General features: G+C 56.9%; 19 protein-coding genes. 4 read left to right on the forward strand and 15 right to left on the reverse strand.

What is annotated here, in order from left to right:
* Window position 1: 1 nt before the first annotated feature.
* Genes trkH through pepQ form a run of 3 tightly spaced genes read right to left on the reverse strand, consistent with a single transcriptional unit; the run spans window position 2 to window position 3,439 of the window.
* Window positions 2-1,453: a Trk system potassium transporter TrkH gene (gene trkH, locus GNG26_RS21100; protein WP_103825365.1), complete on the reverse strand. Its 1,452-nt coding sequence runs from the start codon at window positions 1,451-1,453 to the stop codon at window positions 2-4.
* 40 nt (window positions 1,454-1,493) lie between these two features.
* Window positions 1,494-2,108 (reverse strand): IMPACT family protein, encoded by a 615-nt coding sequence (locus GNG26_RS21105; RefSeq protein WP_114316444.1) that lies wholly within the window; start codon window positions 2,106-2,108, stop codon window positions 1,494-1,496.
* Window positions 2,108-3,439: a Xaa-Pro dipeptidase gene (pepQ, locus tag GNG26_RS21110; protein ID WP_156239993.1), complete on the reverse strand. Its 1,332-nt coding sequence runs from the start codon at window positions 3,437-3,439 to the stop codon at window positions 2,108-2,110. Before pepQ ends, GNG26_RS21105 begins: the two co-directional genes overlap by 1 nt.
* 187 nt (window positions 3,440-3,626) lie before the next feature.
* On the opposite strand from pepQ, the gene fadB reads away from it, so the two are divergent.
* Together fadB and fadA are read left to right on the forward strand one after the other, a co-directional pair.
* A complete protein-coding gene (gene fadB / locus GNG26_RS21115; RefSeq protein ID WP_156240225.1) occupies window positions 3,627-5,816 on the forward strand; it encodes a fatty acid oxidation complex subunit alpha FadB in 2,190 nt (729 codons plus the stop codon).
* A 9-nt stretch (window positions 5,817-5,825) separates the two neighbouring features.
* Entirely contained in the window at window positions 5,826-6,989 is a 1,164-nt protein-coding gene (gene fadA / locus GNG26_RS21120; RefSeq protein ID WP_114388220.1) for an acetyl-CoA C-acyltransferase FadA, read from the forward strand.
* 183 nt (window positions 6,990-7,172) lie between these two features.
* Here fadA and fre read toward each other — a convergent pair whose 3' ends face one another.
* Together fre and ubiD are read right to left on the reverse strand one after the other, a co-directional pair.
* Entirely contained in the window at window positions 7,173-7,874 is a 702-nt protein-coding gene (gene fre / locus GNG26_RS21125) for an NAD(P)H-flavin reductase (RefSeq protein WP_114388222.1), read from the reverse strand.
* Window positions 7,875-7,917: 43 nt separating this feature from the next.
* Window positions 7,918-9,402 carry a 4-hydroxy-3-polyprenylbenzoate decarboxylase gene (gene ubiD, locus GNG26_RS21130; protein WP_156239994.1) on the reverse strand — a complete coding sequence of 495 codons (1,485 nt, stop codon included), beginning with the start codon at window positions 9,400-9,402 and terminating at the stop codon, window positions 7,918-7,920.
* A 183-nt stretch (window positions 9,403-9,585) separates the two neighbouring features.
* Here ubiD and rfaH point away from each other — a divergent pair, with 183 nt between their 5' ends.
* On the forward strand, window positions 9,586-10,077 hold the full coding sequence (rfaH, locus tag GNG26_RS21135; protein ID WP_156239996.1) for a transcription/translation regulatory transformer protein RfaH: 492 nt from the start codon (window positions 9,586-9,588) through the stop codon (window positions 10,075-10,077).
* On the opposite strand, the gene tatD is transcribed toward rfaH, so the two are convergent.
* The 9 genes from tatD to udp form a co-directional block, all read right to left on the reverse strand.
* Window positions 10,074-10,856, reverse strand: coding sequence for a 3'-5' ssDNA/RNA exonuclease TatD (gene tatD / locus GNG26_RS21140; RefSeq protein WP_156239998.1), 783 nt, complete (start codon window positions 10,854-10,856; stop codon window positions 10,074-10,076). The two genes, rfaH and tatD, sit on opposite strands and share 4 nt — an antisense overlap.
* Window positions 10,857-10,897: 41 nt before the next feature.
* Window positions 10,898-11,650 carry a Sec-independent protein translocase subunit TatC gene (tatC, locus tag GNG26_RS21145; RefSeq protein ID WP_156240000.1) on the reverse strand — a complete coding sequence of 251 codons (753 nt, stop codon included), beginning with the start codon at window positions 11,648-11,650 and terminating at the stop codon, window positions 10,898-10,900.
* A 2-nt stretch (window positions 11,651-11,652) separates the two neighbouring features.
* Window positions 11,653-12,180, reverse strand: coding sequence for a Sec-independent protein translocase protein TatB (tatB, locus tag GNG26_RS21150; RefSeq protein ID WP_156240001.1), 528 nt, complete (start codon window positions 12,178-12,180; stop codon window positions 11,653-11,655).
* Between the two features lie 3 nt (window positions 12,181-12,183).
* Window positions 12,184-12,438: a Sec-independent protein translocase subunit TatA gene (gene tatA / locus GNG26_RS21155; RefSeq protein WP_103177421.1), complete on the reverse strand. Its 255-nt coding sequence runs from the start codon at window positions 12,436-12,438 to the stop codon at window positions 12,184-12,186.
* A gap of 76 nt (window positions 12,439-12,514) precedes the next feature.
* A complete protein-coding gene (ubiB, locus tag GNG26_RS21160; RefSeq protein WP_103825355.1) occupies window positions 12,515-14,155 on the reverse strand; it encodes a ubiquinone biosynthesis regulatory protein kinase UbiB in 1,641 nt (546 codons plus the stop codon).
* Entirely contained in the window at window positions 14,152-14,757 is a 606-nt protein-coding gene (gene ubiJ, locus GNG26_RS21165; RefSeq protein ID WP_156240002.1) for a ubiquinone biosynthesis protein UbiJ, read from the reverse strand. Before ubiJ ends, ubiB begins: the two co-directional genes overlap by 4 nt.
* Before the next feature lie 13 nt (window positions 14,758-14,770).
* Complete coding sequence (gene ubiE, locus GNG26_RS21170) at window positions 14,771-15,526, reverse strand: bifunctional demethylmenaquinone methyltransferase/2-methoxy-6-polyprenyl-1,4-benzoquinol methylase UbiE (RefSeq protein WP_103177424.1); 756 nt, start codon at window positions 15,524-15,526, stop codon at window positions 14,771-14,773.
* Window positions 15,527-15,615: 89 nt separating this feature from the next.
* Window positions 15,616-17,040: a DNA recombination protein RmuC gene (rmuC, locus tag GNG26_RS21175; protein WP_156240003.1), complete on the reverse strand. Its 1,425-nt coding sequence runs from the start codon at window positions 17,038-17,040 to the stop codon at window positions 15,616-15,618.
* Between the two features lie 139 nt (window positions 17,041-17,179).
* The gene (udp, locus tag GNG26_RS21180) at window positions 17,180-17,941 is read right to left on the reverse strand and encodes a uridine phosphorylase (RefSeq protein WP_045417628.1); all 762 of its coding nucleotides are present in this window, start codon (window positions 17,939-17,941) and stop codon (window positions 17,180-17,182) included.
* Window positions 17,942-18,192: 251 nt separating this feature from the next.
* Here udp and GNG26_RS21185 point away from each other — a divergent pair, with 251 nt between their 5' ends.
* Complete coding sequence (locus GNG26_RS21185) at window positions 18,193-19,002, forward strand: dienelactone hydrolase family protein (protein ID WP_156240004.1); 810 nt, start codon at window positions 18,193-18,195, stop codon at window positions 19,000-19,002.
* Window positions 19,003-19,102: 100 nt separating this feature from the next.
* On the opposite strand, the gene metE is transcribed toward GNG26_RS21185, so the two are convergent.
* Window positions 19,103-21,364 (reverse strand): 5-methyltetrahydropteroyltriglutamate--homocysteine S-methyltransferase, encoded by a 2,262-nt coding sequence (gene metE / locus GNG26_RS21190; RefSeq protein WP_156240005.1) that lies wholly within the window; start codon window positions 21,362-21,364, stop codon window positions 19,103-19,105.
* Window positions 21,365-21,435 lie beyond the last annotated feature (71 nt).

Below are 21,435 nucleotides of genomic sequence, written 5' to 3' on the forward strand. Positions count from 1 at the left end.
CTTATTCGCGCCAGAATGTTGGTGTCAGGAGAACCAACAGCGTGAAGACCTCAAGACGCCCGAACAGCATGTTGGCAATCAGGATCCACTTCGCGGTTGGGTTCATACTGGCAAAGTTGTCTGCGACCACGCCAAGGCCCGGCCCCAGGTTGTTCAGTGTGGCGACAACGGAAGCAAAGGCCGAAAAGTCATCCACGCCCGTCGCGATGATCGCCAGCATACTGACGATAAAGACCAGCGCGTAGGCAGAGAAGAAGCCCCACACCGCCTCCAGAATACGCTCCGGCAGTGCGCGGTTGCCCAGTTTGATGCTGTAAACCGCATTCGGGTGCACCAGACGCTTAAGCTCGCGGTTCCCCTGTTTAAAGAGCAGCAGGATGCGGATCACCTTCAGGCCACCGCCCGTCGAACCGGCACAGCCGCCGATAAAGGCCGAACAGAGCAGCAGGACCGGCAGGAAGAGCGGCCAGCGCGCAATGCTGTCGGTAGTAAAGCCTGCGGTAGTAGCCATAGATACCACCTGGAAGAAGGCCTGGTTCAGGGTGGTGACCGCCGAGGCATAGACATCGTGTAGCCACAACACCAGGGTGCAGATCACCACCAGCGTCAGCTGCACGCCGATAAACATGCGGAATTCCGGGTCGCGCCAGTAGACCTTCAGATTACGGCCACTGAGTAAAGAGAAGTGCAGTCCATAGTTACAGCCGGAGATAAGCAGGAAGATAGCAATGATGGTGTTGATTGTCGGACTGTCAAAATAGCCGACGCTGGCATCATGAGTTGAGAACCCACCAATGGCGATGGTGGCAAAGCTATGGCCAATGGCATCAAAGGCTGGCATTCCGGCGAACCACAGCGCCAGCGCACAGGCGACCGTCAACAGCACATAGATCAGCCATAACGTTTTGGCCGTCTCGGCAATACGCGGGCGCATTTTGTTATCTTTCAGCGGCCCCGGCATTTCGGCACGGTAGAGCTGCATCCCCCCGACGCCCAGTATCGGCAGAATCGCCACGGCTAATACGATGATCCCCATACCGCCGAACCATTGCAGCATCTGCCGGTAAAAGAGGATGGCATGAGGTAATGAGTCCAGCCCCACCAGCGTGGTGGCCCCGGTGGTGGTCAGCCCGGAGAAGGATTCAAAGAAGGCATCGGTGATGGTCAGGTTGGGCTGTTCCGAGAAGATGAAGGGTAATGCCCCCACGCTGCCCAGCACGGTCCAGAACAGCACCACGATCAGGAAGCCTTCCCGGGATTTCAGCTCCCCTTTCTGACGGCGGTTAGGCCACCACAGCAGGGAGCCAATCATCAGCGCGACGAAAAAGGTCTGCGTAAAGGCGCGGCCCGCACCATCCCGATAAATAAGCGCTACCAGTCCCGGGAGGATCATCGTCCCGGAAAAGAGTATGACCAACAATCCAACGATTCGGGTTATGGCACGAAAATGCATCTCTGCCGCTTCCTTTGGTATTCAATAAGTAGGGTGGGGATTATTCTTCAATTGGCCGTAATTGCAACGAACCACGACTAAAATCAGCCAGTTTTGCTGAGAATGCCGGAAGCGAAGCCTGGGGTAATGCCACCCGCAAGTGCACCATCGCTTGGTAGTCACTGTGTACGATGAGGCCCTGATACTGCTTCAGCAATGCCTCGATGCCGGATAACTGGGCGTAATCGCACAATAAAGTATATTCGGTAAGTGGCGTTTTGCGGATAGTCGTCAGCTGATTAAGCGCCTGCTGGACGCCGCCGCCATAGGCCTTGACCAGCCCGCCCGTTCCCAGTAACACGCCGCCGTAGTATCGCACCACGACGGCGGTGATTTCGCCAACGCCGCTGCCCATGAGCTGCGAGAGCATGGGTTTGCCCGCCGTGCCCGCCGGTTCACCATCATCCGAGAACCCGAGCTTTTGCGAGTCGTCAGGCGGCCCGGCCACCCATGCCACGCAGTGGTGGCGGGCGTCGGGATGTTCCGCTCTTACTGCCTCTACAAACGCCTTCGCCGCCTCCACGCCGTCGGTATGCGCCAACAGCGTGATGAAACGGCTTTTCTTGATCTCTTCCGTAAAGGTGACCGGCGCTGCCGGTATGAGCCAGCTTTCCATTACGCCAGCTTCAGATCTCGCGTCATGTTTTCAGTACCGTTCTCGTGGATCACCACGTTATCTTCGATACGGATCCCACCAAACGGCTTCAGCGCTTCGATTTTCTGCCAGTTGAAGTGTTTGCTGAACTGTCCTTCACGCCACGGCGCCAGCAGCGACTCAATAAAGTAGATGCCCGGCTCGATGGTCAGCACCATGCGCGGTTGCAGAATGCGGGTGCAGCGCAGGTAGGGATATTTGGACGGCGCCGCCAGATGTGTCCCTGTGTCATCCTGCATAAAGCCAGCGGTATCATGTACCTGCAGACCCAGCGGATGACCGATCCCGTGCGGCATAAACGGCCCGGTCAGGTCGTTTTCCACCATCGCCTCTTCGCTCATATCGCTGACGATCTGGTGCTTACGCAGCAGCTTCGCGATGCGCTGATGGAACTGAATGTGGTAATCCACGTAGCTCACCCCGGCCTTCATGGTGGCGATCAGGGCCAGTTGCTCTTCATTCACATCTTTGATCAGCTGGGCGAACTCGGTATCGCTGTTGCTGGCCCAGGTGCGCGTCAGGTCAGCGGCATAGCCGTTGTACTCCGCACCGGCATCCAGCAGGAAGCTGCGCATTTCGGACGGCGCGCGGTGATCAAGTTTGGTGTAGTGCAGCACCGCCGCGTGCTCATTCAGCGCCACGATGTTGCTGTAAGGCACGTCGGTATCACGATGGCCGGTGGCCGTCAGGTAGGCCAGGTTAATGTCGAACTCGCTCATGCCGGACAGGAAGGCTTCGTGCGCCGCACGATGGCCGTTGACTGCGGTTTTTTGCGCTTCACGCATGCACGCCAGCTCATAGTCGGTCTTATAGGAGCGATAGTAGTGCAGATAGTCGATAACGCCTTTTGGGTTGATGTTATCGGCGGCAATCTCCAGACCGCGCGCACGCTCCGGCACCGGGCCAATATAGGCAATGTTGCCTCGGGCAGCAGGTAACTGGCTGCCAATGCCGTCAGCTTTCGGCAGGGCGATCACCTCAATATCTTCCGTCCAGAAAGAGGTCGGCAGCGGTTCCACGTTGTGCCAGTAATCCACCGGCAGGTAGAACCACAGTTTTGGCTTGTTCACACCATCCACCAGCAACCAGCAATTGGGAACCTGGGTTACCGGTACCCAGGCTTTAAATTGCGGGTTCACCTTGAAGGGATAGGCGTGATCGTCGAGAAAGACATTAAACAGCTCCCCGGAATGGATGAGCAAAGCATCCAGCTTAAAGCGAGCCAGTACGTCGCGGGTACGTTCCTGTAACGTAACAATATGATTTTTATACAGCGCGGCCAGTGAGTCCATCGTTCTTCCTTTTGTTTTGACCTCAAGTATCCGCATCTTAGCACACCTCAGAAAGGCTGCGTGATCTCCGCCGATCGTGATCGGACCTACAATTATTTAATGAGTAATTTGCATTTCATTAACACAAATCCCACACTCCGAATCATCTGGTATGACCAGATCCAATTGCTGGATTCAGGAGACCGACATGCTCTACAAAGGCGACACCCTGTACGTAGACTGGCTGGAAGGTGGCATTGCCGAACTGGTGTTCGACGCCCCCGGCTCAGTGAACAAGCTTGATACCGCAACCGTGGCCAGCCTTGGCCAGGCGCTGGACGTTCTTGAAAAACAAACCGATTTAAAAGGTCTGCTGCTGCGTTCCGAAAAAGCGGCATTTATTGTCGGCGCAGACATCACCGAATTCCTCTCGCTGTTCCTGGTGCCCCAGGAGCAGTTGAGCCAGTGGCTACATTTTGCCAACAGCGTCTTTAACCGCCTGGAAGATCTGCCGGTCCCGACCCTTTCTGCGGTCAATGGCTATGCGCTCGGCGGCGGCTGCGAATGCGTGCTGGCGACCGATTATCGTCTGGCGACGCCGGATCTGCGCATTGGTCTGCCTGAAACTAAGCTCGGCATCATGCCGGGCTTTGGCGGCTCGGTACGCCTGCCGCGCCTGCTGGGTGCCGACAGCGCCCTGGAAATTATCGCCGCGGGTAAAGATGTCAGTGCCGATCAGGCGTTAAAGCTCGGTCTGGTGGATGGCGTCGTTAAGCCGGAAAAATTGCATGAAGGGGCTCTGACGATACTGCGCCAGGCGATTAACGGCGATCTCGACTGGAAAGCGAAACGCCAGCCGAAACTGGAGCCGCTGCACTTAAGTAAAATTGAAGCCACCATGAGTTTCACCATCGCTAAAGGCATGGTGATGCAGACGGCGGGTAAACACTATCCGGCGCCGATCACTGCGGTGAAAACCATCGAAGCCGCCGCACGTCTGGGCCGTGACGAAGCACTGAAATTAGAAAACCAAAGTTTCGTTCCGCTGGCTCACACCAACGAAGCGCGTGCCCTGGTGGGTATTTTCCTCAACGATCAGTTCGTGAAGGGCAAAGCGAAGCAGCTGACCAAAAATGTCGAGACGCCAAAACAGGCTGCGGTGCTGGGTGCGGGCATTATGGGCGGCGGCATCGCCTACCAGTCGGCCTGGAAAGGCGTGCCGGTGGTGATGAAAGACATCAATGAGAAATCACTAACGCTGGGCATGACCGAAGCAGCCAAGCTGCTGAACAAACAGCTGGAGCGCGGCAAGATCGACGGTCTGAAGCTCTCCGGCGTAATCTCCACTATTCATCCGACGCTGGAATACAGCGGTTTCGATCGCGTGGATGTGGTCGTCGAAGCGGTAGTTGAAAACCCGAAAGTGAAAAAAGCGGTGCTGGCGGAAACAGAAGAGAAGGTTCGCCCGGAGACTGTGCTGGCCTCCAACACCTCTACCATTCCAATCAGCGAACTGGCCAGCGTGCTGAAGCGCCCGGAAAACTTCTGCGGTATGCACTTCTTTAACCCGGTGCACCGTATGCCGCTGGTTGAAGTGATTCGCGGAGAAAAGACCTCCGATGAAACGATCGCCAAAGTGGTGGCGTGGGCCAGCAAGATGGGCAAAACCCCAATTGTCGTTAATGACTGCCCGGGCTTCTTCGTCAACCGCGTGCTGTTCCCCTACTTCGCCGGTTTCAGCCAGCTGCTGCGCGACGGGGCAGATTTCCGCAAGATCGACAAAGTGATGGAAAAACAGTTTGGCTGGCCAATGGGCCCGGCCTATCTGCTCGATGTTGTGGGTATTGATACGGCGCATCACGCCCAGGCGGTGATGGCGGCTGGTTTCCCGGAGCGGATGCAGAAAGATTACCGCGATGCCATCGACGCCCTGTTCGAATCGAACCGCTACGGTCAGAAAAACGGTCTCGGCTTCTGGCGTTATAAAGAAGACAGCAAAGGTAAGCCGAAGAAAGAGGAAGACGCAGCCGTGGACAGCCTGCTGGCAAAGGTCAGCCACGCGAAGCGCGATTTCAGCGACGAAGAGATTATTGCCCGCATGATGATCCCGATGGTCAACGAAGTGGTGCGCTGTCTCGAAGAGGGCATTATCGCCAGCCCGGCGGAAGCGGATATGGCGCTGGTGTACGGCCTGGGCTTCCCTCCGTTCCACGGCGGCGCGTTCCGCTGGCTGGATACGCTCGGCAGCGCCCGCTATCTGGATATGACGCAACAGTACGAGCATCTCGGCGCGTTGTATCATGCACCGGAAGGTCTGCGTACCAAAGCGCGTAATAACGAAGCGTACTATCCCCCGGTTGAGCCTGCCCGTCCGGTTGGCGCACTGAAAACGGCTTAAGGAGTCACAATGGAACAGGTTGTCATTGTCGATGCAATTCGCACCCCGATGGGCCGTTCGAAGGGCGGCGCATTTCGTAACGTGCGCGCGGAAGATCTCTCCGCACATTTAATGCGTAGCCTGCTGGCGCGCAACCCGGCGCTGGACGCCACCGCGCTGGACGATATCTACTGGGGCTGCGTGCAGCAGACTCTGGAGCAGGGCTTTAACATCGCCCGTAACGCCGCGCTGCTGGCGGAAATCCCGCACTCGGTACCGGCTGTCACCGTCAACCGCCTGTGCGGTTCGTCGATGCAGGCCCTGCACGATGCGGCACGCATGATCATGACCGGCGACGCGCAGGTATGCATGATTGGCGGCGTGGAACACATGGGCCATGTGCCGATGAACCACGGCGTCGATTTCCATCCCGGCATGAGCCGCACCGTGGCGAAAGCCGCGGGCATGATGGGGCTGACGGCGGAGATGCTCTCCCGTCTGCACGGCATCAGCCGTGAAATGCAGGACAGCTTTGCCGCCCGCTCGCACGCTCGTGCCTGGGCCGCGACGCAGTCCGGCGCCTTCAAAAATGAGATCCTGCCGACCGGCGGCCACGATGCCGATGGCGTGCTGAAACAGTTCTACTTCGACGAAGTGATCCGCCCGGAAACCACCGTTGAAGCGCTCTCTACGCTGAAACCGGCCTTTGATCCGGTGACCGGCACCGTGACGGCGGGCAGCTCTTCCGCCCTCTCCGATGGTGCTGCCGCCATGCTGGTGATGAGCGAAAGCCGCGCCCGCGAGTTGGGTCTGACGCCGCGCGCCCGTATCCGCTCGATGGCGGTAGTGGGCTGCGATCCGTCGATTATGGGTTACGGCCCGGTACCGGCCTCAAAGCTGGCGCTGAAAAAAGCCGGGCTTTCCACCAGCGATATCGATGTGTTCGAGATGAACGAAGCCTTCGCCGCGCAGATCCTGCCGTGCATTAAGGATCTGGGCCTGATGGATCAGATCGACGAAAAGATTAACCTCAACGGCGGTGCCATTGCGCTGGGTCACCCGCTGGGCTGTTCCGGGGCGCGTATCAGCACCACGCTGATTAACCTGATGGAACGCAAAGATGCCCAGTTTGGTCTGGCGACCATGTGTATCGGCCTGGGTCAGGGGATCGCAACGGTATTTGAGAGGGTGTAATCGAAGAATATTCCCCTAAATCATTCGCGTTGCATCGCGGCGGCAACTGCGCGAATCCCCGGTCACATAGTTAACTATGTGACCGGGGTGAGCAAAGGCAGCCAACAAAGAGGCAGTGTGAATGATGACGGGGAAAGTTTTAGTTGCCGTTTTCCCGCCTGTCAGGGGCGGGTTTTTTTCGTCTCAAATAAAGGCAAACGCGTCGCCAAACAGACGATCTTCACGCGCACCACGCTCATTGCAGAACAGGTCACGGGCAATTTTCGCCATTTCGAAACGACCGGCAATATAGATATCGTGATTTACCAGCGTGCCATGATCCTGCAGTACCGCCGTTAACACGGTGCCGCTGCGGCCGCGCCATCCCTCTTCCGGCTGCTCCACCACCGGCTCAACACGCAGGTTTGGATGGATCACGCTCAGCGCTTCCAGCTCGGACAGATCGTAAAGGTGCTTCGACTCGCGGCCACCCCAGTAGATGGTGATATCCCGGTCCGGGTTACGCGCCAGCGCCGTCAGCAGGATAGAGCGCGCGTAGGAGAAACCGGTGCCGCCGGCAATCAGGATCAGCGGACGCTCTTCGTCATCGCGCAGCCAGGCTTCGCCGTGAGGCATATCAACTTCAATCACGTTCTCTTTCAGAATGCGATCCATCACCGCCATCGCATACAGGTTGAGCTCTGACGCCCCAATGTGCAGCTCGATAAACTCTTGCTCATCCGGCGTCGAGGCCATTGAGAAAGGGCGCTTATCCCGCTCATCCATCACCACCATTAAATACTGGCCAGCGCGGAAGGAGAACGCCGATTCAGGTACTAAACGGACGCGATATACAGTGTCGGTGATAGCGTCTACCGAGGTCACTTTACAGCTTAAGGTTGTCATTCGCTCTCTCTGTCGGGAAGTCTATAGGGCATAACGGGCGCATTCAGGCGTCTTTACCGTTATTCATTATGGCCAGTTCATCCCAGATCGCGTCAATTCGCGCAGTCACCTCAGGATCCTTTTTGATCGGTCGACCCCATTCACGTTGGGTTTCGCCGGGCCATTTATTGGTGGCATCCAGTCCCATTTTTGAGCCAAGACCGGAAACCGGCGAGGCAAAATCCAGGTAATCAATTGGCGTGTTTTCGACTAAGACCGTATCGCGTGCCGGATCCATACGCGTGGTAATGGCCCAGATCACGTCATTCCAGTCGCGGGCGTTGACGTCATCATCGCAAACGATCACAAACTTGGTATACATAAACTGGCGCAGGAAAGACCATACGCCCATCATTACCCGTTTAGCGTGACCCGCATACTGCTTCTTAATGGTTACCACCGCCAGGCGATAGGAACACCCTTCCGGCGGCAGATAGAAATCAACGATCTCCGGGAACTGCTTTTGCAGGATCGGCACAAAGACTTCGTTCAGCGCCACACCGAGCACCGCGGGTTCATCCGGCGGACGGCCGGTATAGGTGGAGTGGTAAATCGCATCTTCCCGCTGGGTAATGTGGGTCACGGTAAATACCGGGAAGTTATCTATTTCATTGTAATAGCCGGTGTGGTCGCCATACGGCCCTTCCGGGGCCAACTCCCCTGGCTCGATGTAGCCTTCGAGGACGATTTCAGCGCTGGCGGGCACTTCCAGATCGTTAGAAACGCACTTGACCACTTCGGTTTTGGTGCCACGCAGTAACCCAGCAAAGGCATATTCCGACAGCGTGTCTGGCACCGGCGTCACTGCGCCGAGTATGGTGGCCGGATCGGCACCCAGCGCCACGGAGACCGGGAAGCGTTCGCCCGGATGGGCCGCGCACCACTCCTGGAAATCCAGCGCGCCGCCGCGGTGCGACAGCCAGCGCATAATGAGTTTGTTTTTACCGATGAGCTGCTGACGGTAGATCCCGAGGTTCTGCCGCTCTTTGTACGGACCGCGCGTCACGGTCAGACCCCAGGTGATCAGCGGGGCGGCGTCTTCTGGCCAGCACTGCATGATGGGAATACGGGTCAGATCGACCGCATCGCCTTCCACAATTTTCTGCTGGCAGGGCGCACCGCGCAGCCGTTTGGTTGGCATGTTCAACACCTGCTTAAACTGCGGCAGCTTATCAAAGAGATCGCGAAAACCTTTTGGTGGCTCAGGCTCTTTCAGAAAAGCCAGCAGCTTACCCACTTCACGCAGCGCGCTGACATCTTCCTGCCCCATCCCCATCGCCACACGCCTGGGTGTGCCAAACAGGTTACAGAGCACCGGCATGGTGTAGCCTTTCGGGTTTTCAAACAGCAGCGCGGGCCCACCGGCACGCAAGGTGCGGTCGGCAATCTCTGTCATCTCCAGATAAGGATCGACAGGCAGGGTAATGCGTTTGAGTTCGCCCTGCTTTTCCAGCAGTTCCAGGAAGTCGCGTAGATCGTTGTATTTCATGCAGTTAGTCAAGCTCTCTCTGTATGCGGTTCATTATACGGCGTAAGACTGCGTGATGCTGTATTTTTGTTAAATTAGCGTGAAGATTCACGGCTTCTTCTGCGTACGGCCATTATAATCAGCTTAGCGATCCCGCCAGGGTTTTGATATGCTTGCCGGCATAACAAGCGGAAAAGAGTCATTATGCGGGCCTGGTATTTACTGTATTGCAAGCGTGGGCAACTTCAGCGTGCTCAGGAACATCTGGAACGCCAGGCGGTGAACTGTCTGACGCCTGTGATCACGCTGGAAAAAATGGTTCGCGGTAAGCGCACAAACGTCAGTGAACCACTGTTCCCGAACTATCTGTTTGTTGAATTCGACCCTGAAGTGATCCACACCACCACCATCAGTGCGACGCGCGGTGTCAGTCACTTCGTACGCTTTGGCATTCATCCGGCCACGGTGCCCTCTTCCGTCATCCACCAGCTCTCGGTTTATAAACAGCCAGAAGGCATGACCGATCCTGATACGCCCTTCTCCGGCGATGATGTGGTGATCACCGAAGGGGCGTTCGAAGGGCTGGTAGCGATTTTCGCTGAGCCGGATGGGGAAGCCCGCTCCATGCTGCTGCTTAACTTGCTGAATAAAGAAGTGAAGCAGAGCGTGAAAAACACCAGTTTCCGCAAAGTTTAAAAGTCGACGCCAAACAGACGACGCACGTTGTCATCCGTCTGCGCAGCCAGCCACTGCGTCTCTTCGCCGCGCCAGTGGGCGACCCGTTCAATGATGTGTCCCAGATAAGCCGGTTCATTACGCCGTGAGGCCGGTTTAGGGCTGAGATCGCGCGGCAGCAGGTACGGCGCATCGGTCTCAATCAGCAGGCGCTCGGCAGGAATAACCGGCAGCAGCTCGCGTAGCGCCAGCCCGCGTCGTTCATCGCATACCCAGCCGGTGATCCCCAGATACAATCCACGATCCAGACAAGCTATCGCCTCTTCACGCGTGCCGGTAAAACAGTGCAGCACCGCGCCGGGCAGTTTATCCAGCCAGGGTTCCAGCAGCGCCAGAAAGCGTTCGTGAGCATCACGGCAGTGCATAAATACCGGCATACCCAGCTCCGCGGCTAACGCCAGCTGGGCGCTAAAGGCATGCTCCTGCTCGGCGGGGGTAGAGAAATTGCGATTAAAGTCGAGACCACACTCTCCGATTGCCACCACCTCAGGCGAGGCGGCTAACGCCCGCAGCGTGACTGCGCTCTCTGTCGTCCATTGGCTGCTGTCGTGAGGATGAACGCCTGCCGTTGACCAGCAGCGATCGTAACGTTGCGCCAGCTGCTGCGCCTGCTGACTTTCATGGAGGTTGGTGCCCGTCAGCAGTAAGCCCTTTACCCCGGCGGCAAAGGCCCTGGTAACGACCTCATCGCGATCCTGGGCAAACTGCGGGCTGGTCAGGTTCAGACCGATATCAAACATACTCGCTCCCATATGACAACCGCCCTGGCGGGCGGTTGGTTTTATTCTTCTGACTCTTCCTCGTGATCTTCACGTCGCTTTCCAATATAGAAGCGCGAGAAGAAGACGCCGACCTCAAACAGGCAATACATCGGGATTGCCAGCAGGGTTTGCGAGAAGACATCCGGCGGCGTCAGCAGCATGCCAATGACAAAGGCACCCACCAGAATGTATGGCCGTTTTTTACGTAAGTCTTCCGGCGTGGTGATCCCCACCCAGCAGAGCAGCACGATGGCAACCGGCACTTCAAACGCCACGCCGAAGGCCATAAACAGCGCCATCACAAAGCTCAGATAACTGGCGATGTCCGTCGAGACCTGGACCCCTACCGGCGCGGTGTTTGCCAGGAAGCCAAAGGCCAGCGGGAAAACCACGAAGTAGGCGAAGGCCATGCCGATATAAAACAGCAGCGAGCTGGAGACCAGCAGCGGGATCACCAGGCGGCGTTCATGCTTATACAGCGCTGGGGCAATAAAGGCCCAGACCTGGTAAAGGATCACTGGCGCAGAGGCAATCAGCGATACCCAGAAGGTCAGCTTGATCGGCGTGAAGAATGGCGACGCTACGTCGGTAGCGATCATGGTGGCCCCGAGCGGCATCTGCTTAATCAGGGGTGCAGAGACCACCTGATAGATGTCGTTGGCAAAATAGACCAGGCATAAAAAAATGAGGCAAACCGCAATAATGCAGTTCAGCAGGCGTTTACGCAGCTCGATCAGGTGCGTAATCAGCGGTTGAGTTTCATCTACTGCCATGTTTACGATTTATCACTCGACGAGGGGGACGCATCAGCGGCGGGGGCAGGCTTTTTCTCTGCGGGCGCTGGCGTCGGTTCTTGTTTTGGGGTCACCGGCTCGGCAGGCGTCTGTTCGGGCGCCGTGGCCTGGTGTTCTGCGGTAGCAGGCGTTACGCCTTCGTGCTGCGCTTCGTTATCTTTGACCAGCGGATTGCGAATGGTGTTGGCTTCATCACTCGCTTTTTCCGGGTCGTTAACGCTGTAGGAGCGCTTCATGGATTCCGCCGCTTCGCGCAGTTCATCCATGGAGGCTTTGAGTTCCGGCGTCAGGTTATCCATGCTCGCCTTCTCCACTTTTTTCAGGCTGTCCTGAAACTCCTGCAGCTTAAGCTCCTGCGCCAGCTCGTTTTGAACCGTTGTCGCAAGCGAACGCAGCGCGCGCACCCAGCCTGCAATTGTTTTTACTGCCACCGGCAAACGCTGTGGCCCCAGTACAATGAGGCCAATCACGAATACCAGCAGCAGTTCGCTAAAACCAATATCAAACACAGATTACACCTGCTCGTTATCGTGGCGTTTAGCATTTTCCTTTTTGACGTCGTCTGGTTTATCGGCGATAGATTTAGCAGTGAAATCCGCGTCCTGGCTGGATTTGTCCTGCTTCTCGTCATCATCTTTGATCGCTTTCTTGAAGCCTTTGATGGAGGCACCAAGATCGGAACCGATAGAACCCAGTTTTTTGGTACCGAAAAGCAGCACAACGATGACGGCAATAATCACCAATTGCCAGATACTGATACCACCCATACTTCTTCCTCAGTTGTAGATGATAAATTAATCAGGCCGCATTATACGTTATGCGGCCCTGCGATAGCGATGCAATTCAGCGTGTTTTACGCCATCCTGCCAGCCAGACCACCACTCCACCGGCCATCAGCCAGGCGGGCATCAACTCCCAGTCAGGACGGTTGATCAGCAATAGCGTGCCGCTTAACAACAGCGTGGCGCCTATGCCAAACAGATACCGGGACTGGCCCTGACGCACATGATTGGTCTGTAGCTCGCGGGCAATTTTATCCACGCTATGTTGCAGATTTTTGCTCTGACGCAAACTGTCGTACACCAGTTCAGGAATTTCGGGCATTTTTTCAATCCAGAACGGCGCTTTCTCTTTCAGGGAGCGGACCAGCGCGGGCAGCCCAACCTGGTCTTTGATCCATGACTCAAGGAACGGTTTTGCCGTTTTCCATAAGTCTAACTGAGGATAGAGTTGCCGCCCCACCCCTTCAACGTAAAGTAATGTTTTCTGAAGTAAAACTAATTGCGGCTGCACTTCCATATTGAAGCGTCGGGCGGTATTAAACAGGTTCAGCAGCACATGGCCAAACGAGATCTCCGCCAGCGGTTTCTCGAAAATGGGCTCACAAACCGTACGAATGGCGAACTCAAACTCTTCGACGTTGGTGTCCGGCGGAACCCAACCGGAGTCGACGTGCAGTTCGGCCACTTTACGGTAATCGCGGTTAAAGAAGGCGATAAAGTTCTCAGCCAGGTAGCGCTTATCTTCCTTGTTCAGCGAGCCGACGATACCGCAGTCAATGCCGATGTACTGCGGATCTTCTGGGTGCTCGTAGCTAACGAAGATATTGCCCGGGTGCATATCGGCATGGAAGAAGCTGTCGCGGAACACCTGGGTAAAGAAGACCTGCACGCCACGTTCGGCCAGCAGCTTCATGTTGGTGCCCTGCTTTTCGAGGGTCGCGACGTCCGATACCGGGATGCCGTAGATGCGCTCCATCACCATCATGTCCTGGCTGCAATAGTCGGAGTAGACCTCCGGCACATACAGCATCGGGCTGTTTTCAAAGTTGCGGCGCAGCTGAATGGCGTTCGCCGATTCACGCAGCAGATTTAGCTCATCAATCAGCGTCTTTTCATACTCACGCACCACTTCCATCGGACGCAGGCGACGGCCATCAGGCAGCAGACGCGGCACCCAGCGAGCCAGGCGGTAGATGAGTCTCATGTCGGCTCTGATGATCGGCAGAATGTCCGGGCGGATCACCTTGATGACCACCTCTTTGCCGTTCTCTTTCAGCCGCGCGGTGTGAACCTGAGCGATAGAGGCCGAAGCCAGCGGCTGGATGTCAAAATCATCAAACCAGGTTTCAACCGGGAGATCACCCATCGCTTTTTCGATCTGCCGCTTTGCCAGCCGGCCGTCGAACGGGGCGACTTTATCCTGCAGCAGAGCCAGCTGATCGGCAATCTGAGGGGGGAAGAGATCGCGGCGGGTCGAGAGCATCTGGCCGAACTTGATCCATACCGGACCCAGCTCCTGCAACGCCAGCCGCAGACGCTCACCGAGCAGCTTGTCTTTATGGCGATTTGGCATCCAGAATAGCGTTTGCCGCCAGAGGCGCAGCGGCAAGGTAATGCGCATTCGAGGGATCAACTCATCGAGCCCGTAGCTCAAAAAGGTGCGGATGATAAAATAGAGGCGCCGAATTTCACCTGGCGTCATTTGCCCTCCAGCTTTTCAAGCCTTTTAGTCAGTGCATCAACCGAACGTTCAACCGCGGCGGTTTCTTCTGCAAACCATGCGGCTTCCAGCGGCCCGGGGGCCATGCGCCACTCTTCGGTAAGCACCTCCGCAGCATAGCGCTGCTGACGCTGAAAACCTTTTTTCAGCAATGAGGCACCGCCACGCAGCACTTTACTGATCCCCTCTGCGGCAATATCGCCCGTCCAGGGAGCCAGCAGTTCTGCCGGATCAAATTCCGCCAGGTCAGCCAGCGAAACGAAGTTTTGTACCACCTGGATATCGCCTTCGACTTCCAGCTCCCCGCTACGGATCAGGGCGGTGAGCTGCTGCCGATCGCGCAGTTTAGGCAGCGTACTCATATGGGTGATAACAGAGCAGTCAGCCTCGCCCTCCCACTCGCCCAGCACGTCGAGCTGACGCTCGCTGAATACCAGCACCAGCGGGGTCGAAAACTCTTTTACCACCACACGCAGCACTTTACCGTTCAGTCGCTGGCGTGCCGTTTTAAGCGCGGGCGAGCGATACAGAAAGGTATTGAGTACGTTTTCAATACCGGCTGTGATCAAGGGTTTAAACGGCATCTGCCACCTCCACTCAGAACTTGTACCCGCGATGCAGGGCGACAACGCCCGCGGTCATGTTGAAGTAATCAACATTGTCAAAGCCCGCATCCTGCATCATGGCCTTTAACGTGTCCTGATTAGGGTGCATACGGATGGACTCGGCCAGGTAGCGATAGCTGTCGGCGTCGTTAGCAACCACTTCACCAATGCGCGGCAGAATGTGGAAAGAGTAAGCGTCGTAGGCCTTGCTCAGCGGTTCAATAATCGGTTTCGAGAACTCCAGCACCAGCAGGCGTCCACCCGGTTTCAGCACGCGGTACATGGAACGCAGCGCTTTCTCTTTATCGGTGACGTTACGCAGACCAAAGGAGATGGTGATGCAGTCAAAAGTGTTATCCGGGAAAGGCAGCGCCTCGGCGTTCGCCTGGACATACTCAACGTTGCCGACCACACCGAGATTGCGCAGTTTCTCACGCCCCATTTTCAGCATGGAGTCGTTGATATCAGCCAGCACAACGCGGCCTGTTTCCCCTACCAGACGCGAGAATTTCGCGGTAAGGTCGCCGGTCCCGCCCGCCAGATCCAGCACCGTTTGCCCACGTCGTACGCCGCTACAATCAATAGTGAAGCGCTTCCACAAGCGATGAATGCCGAATGACATCAGGTCATTCATTACATCGTACTTCGCCGCCACGGAATGGAATACGTGGGCCACCATGTCAGCTTTCTGCGCTTTAGCGACAGTCTGAAAGCCAAAGTGCGTTGTGTCTTGTGAATCTTCAACCATCTCAGAGCCTGCTTATCAATCAAATGTACGAGAAGTGTAACAGATTGGGCGAATTTGCCCTACGATTCAACCACCCCAGGAATAACGTCCTACAGGTCTGCCGACGCGTGTGCTTCTGCTAACGTATTGTTTGTCTTTTGAACATCGCCCTCGCCACGCAACCGGTACTCTTCATCCTGCGCGGTGGCCTGCTCGACTAAATCCGGATTAATCTCGCGTTTTATCTCCACGCCAAGGCTGCGGAACGATTCGGCCTGAGCCAGCAGGTTGCCGCGCCCGGAGGCCAGCTTTTTCATCGCCTGACGGTAATTATCCTGAGCGCGATCCAGGCTCTGCCCAACGGACGACATGTCATCGACGAACAGGCGCATTTTGTCGTACAACCGGCTGGCCCGATCGGCAATCTGCTGGGCATTGCGGCTCTGGTGCTCATAGCGCCACAGATTCGCAATGGTGCGCAGCGCCACCAGCAGCGTGGTGGGGCTCACCAGCATAATGTTGTTTTTCAGCGCTTCGGAGATCAACTCCGGCTGACGGTCCAGCGCCAGTAAGAAGGCGGGTTCAACCGGGATAAACATTAGCACGTAGTCAAGCGAGCGCAGGCCGGGTAGCTGTTGATAATCTTTACGCCCCAGCAGGCGAATGTGGTTCCGCACCGAGGCGATATGCTCCTGCAACGCCGTCTCGCGGGTGTAGTCATCCTCGGCATTGAAGTAACGCTCATAGGCCACCAGTGTCATTTTGGCGTCGATGACCACATCCTTCTCCTGCGGCAGGCGGACAATAACATCCGGCTGCATCCGCGCGCGGGATTCTGTTTCGATACTAACCTGGGTCTGATATTCATGCCCTTCACGCAGGCCGGAGGCTTCCAGTACGCGGGTCAACACCACTTCGCCCCAGTTACCCTGGGTTTTATTGTCGCCTTTCAGCGCCCGGGTCAGGTTGATTGCCTCCTGGGCCATCTGGGCATTTAGCTGCTGGAGATTGCGAATTTCATGGGCCAACGTGTGTCGCTCCCGCGCCTCCTGGCCAAAGCTGTCCTGCACCTGGCGACGAAAACCGTCCAGCTGTTCGCGCAGGGGAGTCAGCAGACCGTTCAGGCTCTGGCGGTTTTGCTCGTCAACACGGCGGTTGCTCTGCTCAAAGATGCGATTGGCCAGGTTTTCGAACTGCTCGCTCAGGCGCTGTTCGCTGTTCATCATCTGGCGGATTTTGTCTTCCGCATGCAGCTGGGTGGATTCCAGGCGGGTGGTGACTTCGCGCAGGTCGGCTTCCAGCGAGGTGTTGATATCCCGCAGATTACGCAGTTCGTTATTGAGTAGCTCGCACTCGTCGCGCCAGTGTCCGCTTTGCGCCGCCTGTTGTTTCAACGCGCTTAAGGCAGCCACCATCTCTTCACGTTCGGCCAGCTGATCGGCTTTTTGCTGCGCATGCTGATAGCTGGCGAACAACCAGCCCACGCCGACGCTAATTAGCGCGATAACGGCATAAAAAAGGATGGAGATATCCACGACGCCCCCTGCATCAAGGTATGACCCGCACAAAATAGAATTGTGCTGTATAAACGTCCAGTTTGAAAAGGGTTTTCTGCGAGGGGCTACGCAAAGAAAAAGGCCGAACGGGTCGGCCTTTGGCAAAGAAAAGGAGTAATTACAGCAGGCGGCGGGCCGCTTCCACCACGATTTTCACCGCGTGGCTTTCGGTCTGCTTCATGGTCTCGGCGTTCGGGATCTCTTGCTGGGTACGGTTCACAATGACACCCGCAACCATACCGGCACGCAGACCCTGGCTTGCGCACATGGTCAGCAGCGTGGCGGATTCCATTTCATAGTTCATAACACCCATGGACTGCCACTCTTCCATCGAGCCTTTGAAACGGCTTACCACGCGGCCGGAGAAGGTGTCATAGCGCTCCTGGCCCGGGTAGAAGGTGTCAGACGAGGCGGTGACGCCAACGTGGGTGGTTGCGCCAACGGATTTTGCTGCTTCCACCAGCGCGGTGGTGCATTCGAAGTCGGCTACTGCCGGGAACTCCATCGGGGCAAAGTGCAGGCTCGCGCCGTCCAGACGTACAGACGCCGTGGTGACCAGCACGTCGCCAACGTTGATATGCGGCTGGATTGCACCGGTTGTACCGATACGCAGGAAAGTACGGATGCCCAGCTGCGCCAGCTCTTCGACGGCAATAGAGGTAGACGGGCCACCGATACCGGTTGAGCACACGATCACCGCTTTACCATCCAGCTCTGCCCGCCAGGTCGTGAATTCGCGATGGGCTGCCAGCTTAACCGGCTTATCCATCAGCGCGGCGATCTTTTCCACACGCTCAGGATCGCCAGGGACGATAGCGAGCGTAGCCCCTTGTAAATCGTTTTTAGTGAGGCCGAGATGAAAAACATCAGACTTAGACATAGAAAACTCCTCTGTGGGTCAGTTTGTCAGCAGAAGCAAAGCGGTACTTTACCGAAGGAACTGGCTTCATTTCGTGATAGACATCACCGCTAATGAAATTGATTGCAGTTAATTACCATGAAATAGTGATTAACATCACATTAACGACTTATATCGTTATCTGTTGCACAAAAGATAGCCTGTTTCGGGCACTGTGGATTGTTAACCTGCGGACTATATTTACTTTTGCGCTAATTGGTACGGAGAATGCCATGACTGGAACATCTGGATTTGCCCCTGCTGCTGATCTGCAAGCCTCAACCGTTGTCACTACCCCCGACGAGGCGATTACCGCCGGGGAGACCTCGATTCCGACCCAGGGCGATAATATGCCCGCTTACCATGCCCGGCCCAAAAATGCGCAAGGGGCATTGCCGATCGTCATCGTGGTTCAGGAAATTTTCGGCGTACATGAGCATATTCGTGATATCTGCCGCCGCCTGGCGCTGGAAGGTTATCTGGCGGTCGCGCCGGAGCTCTACTTCCGTCAGGGCGATCCGAACGAGTACAGCGACATCCCTACCCTGTTCAGCAACCTGGTCAGTAAAGTGCCGGACGCGCAGGTGCTGGCGGATCTTGACCACGTCGCCAACTGGGCAGCGCGCAACGGTGGCGATCCCCATCGTCTGCTGGCGACCGGTTTCTGCTGGGGCGGACGGATCAGCTGGCTCTATGCCGCCCATAACCCGCAGCTGAAAGCAGCCGTGGCGTGGTATGGCAAACTGGTCGGCGAGAAAACCCTGAATTCACCAAAACATCCTGTCGATATTGCTACCGATTTAAACGCCCCCGTACTGGGGCTCTATGGCGCCGAAGACACCGGCATCCCACTGGATACCGTCGAGACGATGCGTCATGCCCTGCGGGCGGCGAACGCAACGGCGGAGATTGTGGTCTATCCGGGAGCGGGACATGCATTTAATGCCGATTACCGTCCGAGCTATCACGAAGAGTCAGCGAAGGATGGCTGGCAGCGGATGCTGGCCTGGTTTGCGCAGTACGGGAATAAAAAGCAACCGTAGGTTCAGATAAATTGCCGGGTGGCAACTTCGCCTTACCCGGCCTACAGCCGATTTTGTAGGCCCGGTAAGCGTAGCGCCACCGGGCAAACTGCCGATATCATTAACCCTGACGCAAATTCTGCGCCGCTTTCACCATATTTGCCAGTGCGGCGCGCGTTTCAGGCCAGCCGCGGGTTTTCAGGCCGCAGTCCGGGTTCACCCACAGGCGCTCTGCCGGAATGCGCTGAGCCGCTTTTTTCAGCAGGTCTTCAATCCACTCCACGCTCGGGACGTTCGGGGAGTGAATGTCATAGACGCCAGGCCCGATTTCGTTCGGGTAGTCGAACTCTTCAAACGACTCCAGCAGCTCCATATCCGAGCGTGAGGTTTCGATGGTGATGACGTCAGCATCCAGCGCGGCGATGGAATCCATGATGTCGTTGAACTCGCAGTAACACATATGGGTGTGGATCTGGGTCTCATCCTTCGCCACCGCGGCGTTGATGCGGAACGCTTCCACGCCCCACGCCAGGTAGGCATCCCAGTCGCTGCGACGCAATGGCAGGCCCTCGCGCAACGCCGGTTCGTCAATCTGGATGATGCCGATGCCTGCGGCTTCCAGATCCGCCACTTCATCACGCAGCGCCAGCGCGATCTGCTTCGCAATGGTCTCACGGGACACATCTTCACGCGGGAAGGACCAGCAGAGAATGGTTACCGGCCCGGTCAGCATGCCTTTTACCGGTTTGTCGGTCAGGAACTGGGCATACTTCGCCCACTCGACGGTGATCGCTTCCGGGCGGCTGACGTCACCGATCACCACCGGCGGCTTCACGCAGCGGGATCCGTAGCTCTGCACCCAGCCGTTCTGGGTAAAGACGAAACCGTCCAGATGCTCACCAAAATACTCCACCATGTCGTTACGCTCGGCTTCGCCGTGGACCAGCACATCCAGCCCCAGGCGCTCCTGCTCCACAATCGCCTGCTTGATATGTTCGGCGATGCCGGTGCGGTAGTTGCCAGCGTCCAGATTGCCCTTTTTGAAGTCCAGACGCAGGCCGCGGATCTCTTTGGTCTGCGGGAAAGAGCCGATAGTGGTGGTCGGCCAGGCCGGGAGCTTAAAGCGGGCACGCTGGGCTTCAGCACGTACCTCATAAGGACTCTGACGCTGGCTCTCCTTCGCGGTGATGGCGGCCAGACGTTTCTCTACCGCCGGGTTATGCACGCGGGTAGAGTGGCGGCGGGCCTGAATTGGCGCGCTCCATGCGGTAATCGCCGCCGTATCGCCGCTGTTCAGCGCATCGCGCAGCAGGGCCAGCTCTTCGCATTTTTGCAGGGCGAAGGCAAACCAGCTCTTCACTTCGGCATCCAGACGGGTTTCGACGCTGAGGTCGATGGGACTGTGCAGCAGGGAGCAGGATGAGGCGATCCACAGATCGCGTTTGCCGACGATGTCTTTAATCTGACCATATTTTTCTGTCAGATCGGCGCGCCAGACGTTGCGACCGTTCACCAGCCCGGCCGAGAGCAGCCAGTCGGACGGCAGACGGGAATGGAGTTCTGCCACGTCATCTTTACCGTGGACCAGATCCACGTGCAACCCCTGCACTGACAGGGCGGTGATGGTATCAAGGTTTGGCGTTACCCCTTCAAAATAGGTGGTCAGCAGCAGCTTAACCTGCCCCGCGAGCGCGTCGTATGCCGGTTTGAAGGCATCCAGCCACGCCTGCGGCAGCTCCAGCACCAGCGCCGGTTCGTCGATCTGTACCCACTCAACGCCGCGTTTCGCCAGTTCGCCCAGCACCTGCTGGTACACCGGCAGGATCTCATTCAGCAGGCTCAGGCGATCAAACTGTTCGCCCTTCACTTTACCCAGCCACAGGTACGTTACCGGCCCCAGCAGAACAGGTTTCACCTGATGGCCGAGGGCCAGGGCTTCGTCCACTTCATCCAGCAACTGGGTCCAGGTCAGTTTGAACTGCTGGCCCTTCACGAACTCCGGCACCATGTAGTGGTAGTTGGTGTTAAACCACTTGGTCATCTCTGCTGCCGCCGCGGGTTCACCCGTTGGCGCACGGCCACGGCCAATGCGGAACAGGGTGTCGATATCTACCGAGCCATCGTTGCTCTGATGACGAGCCGGCACATTGCCAAGCAGCAGGCTGGTGGTCAGAACATGGTCGTACCAGGCGAAATCGCCCACCGGCAGCAGGTCAATGCCCGCCTGCTTCTGCTGATCCCAGTGGCGGGCACGGAGTTCACGTCCCACCGCCAGCAGTTCATCACGGGTGGCATTACCCGCCCAGTAGCTTTCCAGCGCTTTTTTCAGCTCGCGGCGCAGGCCGACGCGCGGGAAACCGAGGGTATGGTTACGAATTGTCATGATGTGCCCCTTATGGAATTTGCAGTATTTAGCCGTCCAGATGTTTACACTTCCATAATGTGTAGGTACTG

The sequence above is a fragment of the Leclercia sp. J807 genome (assembly GCF_009734465.1).
In the GTDB taxonomy this organism is placed as follows: domain Bacteria; phylum Pseudomonadota; class Gammaproteobacteria; order Enterobacterales; family Enterobacteriaceae; genus Enterobacter.

Coding starts and splice junctions, on each gene's coding strand:
- trkH (WP_103825365.1), bottom strand. CDS start 1,453: ATGCATTTTCGTGCCATAACCCGAATCGTTGGATTGTTGGTCATACTC.
- GNG26_RS21105 (WP_114316444.1), bottom strand. CDS start 2,108: ATGGAAAGCTGGCTCATACCGGCAGCGCCGGTCACCTTTACGGAAGAG.
- pepQ (WP_156239993.1), bottom strand. CDS start 3,439: ATGGACTCACTGGCCGCGCTGTATAAAAATCATATTGTTACGTTACAG.
- fadB (WP_156240225.1), top strand. CDS start 3,627: ATGCTCTACAAAGGCGACACCCTGTACGTAGACTGGCTGGAAGGTGGC.
- fadA (WP_114388220.1), top strand. CDS start 5,826: ATGGAACAGGTTGTCATTGTCGATGCAATTCGCACCCCGATGGGCCGT.
- fre (WP_114388222.1), bottom strand. CDS start 7,874: ATGACAACCTTAAGCTGTAAAGTGACCTCGGTAGACGCTATCACCGAC.
- ubiD (WP_156239994.1), bottom strand. CDS start 9,402: ATGAAATACAACGATCTACGCGACTTCCTGGAACTGCTGGAAAAGCAG.
- rfaH (WP_156239996.1), top strand. CDS start 9,586: ATGCGGGCCTGGTATTTACTGTATTGCAAGCGTGGGCAACTTCAGCGT.
- tatD (WP_156239998.1), bottom strand. CDS start 10,856: ATGTTTGATATCGGTCTGAACCTGACCAGCCCGCAGTTTGCCCAGGAT.
- tatC (WP_156240000.1), bottom strand. CDS start 11,650: ATGGCAGTAGATGAAACTCAACCGCTGATTACGCACCTGATCGAGCTG.
- tatA (WP_103177421.1), bottom strand. CDS start 12,438: ATGGGTGGTATCAGTATCTGGCAATTGGTGATTATTGCCGTCATCGTT.
- ubiB (WP_103825355.1), bottom strand. CDS start 14,155: ATGACGCCAGGTGAAATTCGGCGCCTCTATTTTATCATCCGCACCTTT.
- ubiJ (WP_156240002.1), bottom strand. CDS start 14,757: ATGCCGTTTAAACCCTTGATCACAGCCGGTATTGAAAACGTACTCAAT.
- ubiE (WP_103177424.1), bottom strand. CDS start 15,526: ATGGTTGAAGATTCACAAGACACAACGCACTTTGGCTTTCAGACTGTC.
- udp (WP_045417628.1), bottom strand. CDS start 17,941: ATGTCTAAGTCTGATGTTTTTCATCTCGGCCTCACTAAAAACGATTTA.
- GNG26_RS21185 (WP_156240004.1), top strand. CDS start 18,193: ATGACTGGAACATCTGGATTTGCCCCTGCTGCTGATCTGCAAGCCTCA.
- metE (WP_156240005.1), bottom strand. CDS start 21,364: ATGACAATTCGTAACCATACCCTCGGTTTCCCGCGCGTCGGCCTGCGC.